9 protein-coding genes are annotated in these 6,063 nt (G+C 38.4%); 6 read left to right on the forward strand and 3 right to left on the reverse strand.

Annotation, left to right across the window (positions count from 1 at the left end; all coding sequences use genetic code 11):
* Window positions 1-111: 111 nt before the first annotated feature.
* Window positions 112-264: a YjcZ family sporulation protein gene (locus tag AC52RT_RS15010; protein WP_495541491.1), complete on the reverse strand. Its 153-nt coding sequence runs from the start codon at window positions 262-264 to the stop codon at window positions 112-114.
* A gap of 314 nt (window positions 265-578) precedes the next feature.
* Here AC52RT_RS15010 and AC52RT_RS15015 point away from each other — a divergent pair, with 314 nt between their 5' ends.
* The 5 genes from AC52RT_RS15015 (at window position 579) to AC52RT_RS15035 (ending at window position 4,223) form a co-directional block, all read left to right on the forward strand.
* Window positions 579-1,367 (forward strand): DUF4240 domain-containing protein, encoded by a 789-nt coding sequence (locus tag AC52RT_RS15015; RefSeq protein WP_495541492.1) that lies wholly within the window; start codon window positions 579-581, stop codon window positions 1,365-1,367.
* Between the two features lie 18 nt (window positions 1,368-1,385).
* Window positions 1,386-1,610, forward strand: a complete 225-nt coding sequence (locus tag AC52RT_RS15020) for a hypothetical protein (RefSeq protein ID WP_495541493.1) — start codon at window positions 1,386-1,388, stop codon at window positions 1,608-1,610.
* A complete protein-coding gene (locus AC52RT_RS15025; RefSeq protein WP_495541498.1) occupies window positions 1,600-1,854 on the forward strand; it encodes a GNAT family N-acetyltransferase in 255 nt (84 codons plus the stop codon). The genes AC52RT_RS15020 and AC52RT_RS15025 overlap by 11 nt, the downstream gene beginning before the upstream one ends.
* A 259-nt stretch (window positions 1,855-2,113) precedes the next feature.
* Window positions 2,114-2,803, forward strand: a complete 690-nt coding sequence (locus AC52RT_RS15030) for a response regulator transcription factor (RefSeq protein WP_495541494.1) — start codon at window positions 2,114-2,116, stop codon at window positions 2,801-2,803.
* Window positions 2,793-4,223: a HAMP domain-containing sensor histidine kinase gene (locus AC52RT_RS15035; protein ID WP_495541495.1), complete on the forward strand. Its 1,431-nt coding sequence runs from the start codon at window positions 2,793-2,795 to the stop codon at window positions 4,221-4,223. Before AC52RT_RS15030 ends, AC52RT_RS15035 begins: the two co-directional genes overlap by 11 nt.
* Window positions 4,224-4,284: 61 nt before the next feature.
* Here the strand turns inward: AC52RT_RS15035 and spx are convergent, their stop codons facing one another.
* Window positions 4,285-4,683: a transcriptional regulator Spx gene (gene spx / locus AC52RT_RS15040; RefSeq protein WP_040376421.1), complete on the reverse strand. Its 399-nt coding sequence runs from the start codon at window positions 4,681-4,683 to the stop codon at window positions 4,285-4,287.
* A gap of 283 nt (window positions 4,684-4,966) precedes the next feature.
* Between spx and AC52RT_RS15045 the strand changes: the two genes are divergently transcribed.
* Window positions 4,967-5,443: a hypothetical protein gene (locus AC52RT_RS15045; RefSeq protein ID WP_495541496.1), complete on the forward strand. Its 477-nt coding sequence runs from the start codon at window positions 4,967-4,969 to the stop codon at window positions 5,441-5,443.
* Window positions 5,444-5,634: 191 nt separating this feature from the next.
* Here the strand turns inward: AC52RT_RS15045 and AC52RT_RS15050 are convergent, their stop codons facing one another.
* Entirely contained in the window at window positions 5,635-5,793 is a 159-nt protein-coding gene (locus tag AC52RT_RS15050; RefSeq protein WP_495541497.1) for a hypothetical protein, read from the reverse strand.
* Between the last annotated feature and the right edge of the window lie 270 nt (window positions 5,794-6,063).

Below are 6,063 nucleotides of genomic sequence, written 5' to 3' on the forward strand. Positions count from 1 at the left end.
CGTAACTTATTTACATTAGAAAGAGGACTCCCCTAAACAGGGAAGTCCTCTTTCTATATTTTATGGCATTTGTTTAGTTAATTATTCATTATAGACTTCTTTGAAGAGGAATTAACAGCAGCCTCCGCCGCCGAAACCTCCGCCAAATCCACTGCATCCGATAATGACTAAAAGGATGAATAACACAATTAAAAGAGCGAAGCCGTTGCCAAATCCACCACAACCTCCGCCATAACCACCTGCACCAGGACCAACACCTGACATATAATAACCTCCTCAGATTATAACTTACTTTTTTAAGGCTTTCGGTTTTTTTCTTTTCCTATTGCCTAATTCATATTATGTTGGCATGGGAAAAACGTTTGCAGTTTTAGGTAAAATGGGCGCTTGAAGTTGATAGTAAGTTACTGCCGGCATTGGATTTAATTGAGTGGTTCTTTCGGCGGATTTATTGTCCTATTTTAAAAATTATAGACAGACAATCATAATGAATAGTGGTTAAACACTGCAATTTAACTTGTTTATCGATATAATGTTTACAATACCAGAAAACTGGAGAATGAAGGGGAAATAAACAATTGGAAACAGTATTTGTATATAAAGATGAAGTATCAAATAGATTTTGGAGGATTACTCGTTCAGGATTGTCCTATATTGTTATGTATGGTAAAGAAGGATCTGTAGGGATGGTAAAAACAAAAACATTCGAAACAGAAGAAGATTGTGACAACGAAGTGAAACGGCTCATTCAATTAAAATTGAAAAAAGGCTACCAGCCGGCTTCGTCTGTTGGCCTAATGATTAAAGAAACGACCTTAACAGAAGAGTTATTTTGGGAGCTGCTTGAAAAAGCACGTACAACAGGAGATGATCCGGAAGACGGTCTTGAATGGCTGGTCAATTATTTGTCTACAAAATCAATCAAGGATATTGTGAATTTTGATTACCATTTTCATGAGTATTATATGAAGTCATATACATCCGATCTCTGGGCAGCTGCGTACATCATTATGGGTGGATGTTCAGACGACAGTTTTGATTATTTTAGAGCATGGCTTCTTTTTCAAGGAAAAAAAGTGTATGAATCGGCAATTGAAAATCCTGAATCTCTTATTCCTTATCTAAAGCAATTGGGGGAACAAGGGGAAGTACCTCAGTTAGAAGAGATTCTCTTTGCTGCTTGTGAGGCTTATGAAAAGAAAACTGGCAATGATGATGAAGATTACCTAGCAATCTATGAAAAATTAACAAAGGATCCATTTATACAGCTTGAGCTTGATTTAGATTGGGATGAGGATAATGAAGAAAGCTTGAAAGCAATGTTCCCAAGACTATGGGAATTGTATGGGGAAAGTCCCTTAGAATAGTTTCGAGGGGGAATTTAAATGGAATACAGGACTATCGATCCAATTCATGATCGTGAGATGATTATCGCCTTTCGAAAGGATTCCTATGTGGTCAGCTTTGGTCATTCATCGGGTTTTGGTGATGAAGACGATTATGTTACTCGTATTAGCGAATGTGTCCTTCGTTTCCCAGAAGGGCAGGTAATCGCCCGAGGAAGATGGACAACCAATAGGGCAATTAGAGCTTCAAATCATAAATTATGAAGGAAGAGAAATAGGCTATGCGAACCTATTTTACTTAGCCGCTGACTATCGCGGTAAGGGACGGGGATCCGAATTGATTTCTTATGCTGAGGATTTTTTTCGTAAGCAAGGTGTCAAGGAATATCAGTTGAGGGTGTCAACTGATAATAGTCGGGCTTTATCTCTGTACGAGCGCTCAGGCATGTATAAACTGCAACTCGAGAGGCTGCAGAATTCCGTTTGGAGAATGAGAAAAGAGTTATAGGTGGTTATTACTCTCATAGCGAACAAGTCAGCTCTTACGATTAAGGGCTGGCTTCTTTGTGGAGATTTTAGGGAAAAAATTAGCTGGTGAATTGAAATATGGAGATAATAATTTTAGGTTTGAACATACTGCTGACACAAATGCGAGGTATGCTTAAGGTAAAAAGGCACGAACGCTCTTATTAGCGGCTAAATCTTAAGGTTTGTTGGCGCTAAAGCGTTTGTTCGATATACTTAACTGGTAAGAGGAGGCCTTGTGAATGAAGAAAATACTAGTGGTTGAAGATGAGAAAGCGATCTCGATGGTACTGAAGGCCTATCTTCATAGAGAGGGCTTTGAAGTTATACAAGTGTTTGATGGATTGGAAGCTATAGATGTCTTTATGGAATGGGAACCGGATTTAGTATTGCTTGACGTAATGCTTCCTGGTAAGGACGGATGGGAAATTCTTAAAGAAATCCGCGAAAAAGATGCCTGTCCTGTTATTATGCTCACGGCATTAGGGGAAGTGGATTATCGCCTCTCAGGCTTTAATTCGGGTGCGGATGACTATATATCCAAGCCATTTGTTGCAGACGAAGTAGTGGCTCGCGTACATGCTGTTCTTCGAAGATCACCAAGTTTAGTAACATCAGAAAAGAAAATCCGACAGTATGGCAGTCTAAAGGTTGACATGGGAACATATACGGTTTTTGTTAATGGAGAGGAAGTTGTTATGACACCTCGCGATCTTTCTTTGTTTGTGTTTTTTGCAAGCAACCCAAATCAGATATTTACAAGAGAGCAGCTAATAGAACAGGTGTGGGGAATGGATTATGATGGGAGCGATCGTGCGGTGGATCTTGCCATCAAAAGGATGAGGAAGGCCTTAGATAAATGGCCTGATTCGGAAGGAGAAATCAAAACTTTGCGGGGAATGGGGTATCAATTGCTAGTTTATGAAAACTAAAAAACGAACGACGCTGCTACGCTATTGGACAACCCGTTATTTAATTACGCTCACCACCGGGTTATTGGTTTTATCTATATTTTCATTATGGTGGATGGAAAAAACCGCCCTCGAATATCGTTTAAGTCTATTAAAGTACTTAGCAGATGAAACATCTGACCGAGCGATAAAGGACAATGGACAAATTGTGGTTGGTCCGCTCCTTTCTGAGATTGTTGAGGAAAGAGAGAAAATTCTTCATTTAAATGAACAGCCGATTATCTATATTGTCGATCCGGATGGAGAAATCATATATACGATGCCGCAGCTATATATTAAGAGTGAAGATAATGTGCTCCCGAGTGTCATTATGAATAATAAAGACACGATTCAAAAAGTTACTATTAATGATGAAAACCAGGTCTATGTCGTGAAATCTCCAATTAGGGATGATAGTAATAAGATTAAAGGCTGGGTTGTCATTGCCCAAGAAGAGGGATCTTTGACCGAGATTAACCAGGATCATGGTTTACTAGCCATTATGATGGGGGGTCTGCTCATAATGGGCTGGGGGGTTATTTACGTTCTTTCTAGACGAATATCCAAACCCATTCAAAACGTTGCGAAGGCTGCGTCTCAGGTTCGTGAGGGGAATTATAATATTTACCTTAAGGAAGAAGATAGTCATGAGGAAGAAATCTATGAACTGGTTGAGTCTTTTAAAGAAATGACGACTCGTTTGAAGCAGATGGAGAAACTGCGAGCAGAATTATTTGCAGGTGTTACACATGATCTAAAAACGCCGGTAACATCTATCAGCGGGTTGATACAGGCAGTGAAGGACGAAGTTGTGACAGGTAAGGAAAGTAAAGAATTTTTAAATATTTCCTTAAAGGAAACACTACGACTTCAAAGAATGATTGAGGATTTACTTGATTATAACGCGATGGCAGCCGGATCATTTAAAATGCATGTAAAGAGTGAGAATATGACCTCATTTTTAAAAGAAGTTTGTTATCACTGGCAGATCACACAAGAAGATCAGAACTTTGAGTTAGTAGTGGATCTTCCTAATGAGGAAATTTGGGGGAAAATGGATTCTATGCGCGTTCAAGAAATCCTGATTAACTTGCTTAATAATGCCAAACAGGCATTAGATGAAACCGGGACGATTAGAGTTGTTCTTTATGAATTGAGCGGAGAACAGGTATGTATTGATATCATCGATAATGGAAAGGGAATTCCGCAACATGAACAAGAATTTATTTTCGAACCATTTTATCGCGGACAAAAGAAAAAGCTAAAGGTACGCGGTTTAGGTCTTGGTCTGCCATTTAGTAGAATGCTGGCAATTGCGCAGCATGGAAATCTTGTTCTGAAAGAAAGTAATGAAGAGGGAACTATTTTTACAATTAGTTTTAAGAAAGCATCGCCTGAGTAAACGTGATAAATAGAAAAACAGAGGATTGCCTGAATGACAGGCAATCCTCTGTTTTCGTTACTCAAGCATTAATTAAACTAATAGCTCTCCATAATTGTACATGTCTGACTTGACGTGGTAAAAATCTGCCCATTTCTTCTTCATTATAGCCTGCATGAAGATTTTTTGAATCGAATATGATTGGTCGGCGAAGTAAATCCGGATTTTTTTGAATGATTTTGCAGAGTTCATTTAGTGGTGTATTATTTATATCGATATTTAGATTTTTGAATTTCTTAGAACGGGTTGAAATAATTTCATCTGTTCCGCCTTCTGTTTTACGTAGAATCGCTTTAATTTCATCCACACTTAAAGGCTGTGCATAGAGATTACGTTCATTATAAGCAATATTATTTTTTTGTAACCATGATTTAGCTTTTCTGCAAGCCAGACTGCTCGGCGTCGTGTAAATTGTAACCATTGATATCTACTCCTCTAATAAAGATAATTTTTAAAAGTTACGTAATTTTTAATTTAAGGTCAATTCATATTTGTCATTTTCTAGGAAAGGTAAAACGAGTTTATTACCCTATATACATACTTTACAGTGGTTATGTGTCAGCATCATGTCAAATGATCACTTTTCTGATGAAAAATAATTAAATTTTCGCGACAAGCCCTCTTTCCAGTGATTATTTATCTTTTAGAGCAGGCTATGGTATAATCAACGGAATAAGTTGAATCAATGAAATGAGGAAGAATTTTTGTTAACATTTGAAGAAAAATTGCAGATTATTGAAACATTCCCTGAATTGCAGCGTAAAGATATATCATTAGGCCGCGTTAATTTCCACTTTGAAGAAAGTGTACAGGATAAGAAGATTGTTGTTCAGAATTTACATCCTAACGGAAATGGGTTTGTGTTTGCAGGTCATTTGCCATATAAACAAAGAGATAAAAAAGGCTTGGTTAATATTCGTGATTGCTCAGAAGCAGAGTTACGTGAACTGCTAGAACAAGCAATTGCTTATTTATCAAAAGAGCCTGCTGGAATAGAAAAGCAAGTAGAAGCTGCTGATTGTGAAGGAACCTGGGTTGGACGTAATCAACAAGAGTTGACTCTTGTTCGGGAGGACCAGCTCTGGAACGTTTATGCGGGATCTAATTTGGAAGAATGTTTCGAATCTCCAGTTGAAGCGGAGCGATACTTACAAGAAGAAGGTTTCCGTAAGAAAAGGTAAAACATAAAAATTGCCGTTCCCTGGATTGGGGGAACGGCAATCTTTTTTTATTTATGAAAAGAAAAATGGACGAAGAGTTACACTCTTTGTCCATTTCAGTTTGTCGACAAAAGAGGTCAGGAATGTTTCATTCCGGACCTCTTTGAGTTTTGAACACTTTTCATGGAGGTTTTCTGGTATATAAAGACTGTTCATGGCATCTTTCTAGGCCGGCCTACTTCCAAATACAGATCAACCTTGACCAGATCATAAGTGAAAGAAAAACCCAGGGCTTCTTCCATTTTGCGGACCAAATGGTACTCGGGAACAAGCTGGTCTAATGCGACCATTTCAAGCTGACCACGTTGCATTAAATGGGTTTTCGAAAGGATCCTTATCAAGTTTATTTTAAAATAGAACGGATTTAACTTTTGAGATTGCATTTAGAAAGGCAGTTGATGGAAGTGTTGGCGTGAAGACTCCTGCGGGAATAGCAGGACAGGTGAGACCCCGCAGGAGCGTAAGCGATGAGGAGGCTCCCCGCCTGGAATGGAAATCAACACCACATTTTAGAAGATAAAAAAGAAAACTGTAGACAAACTCGATTTTCATCGAGTTTGTCTACAGTCTGAAATGGACAC

This window comes from Peribacillus sp., from assembly GCF_059453735.1.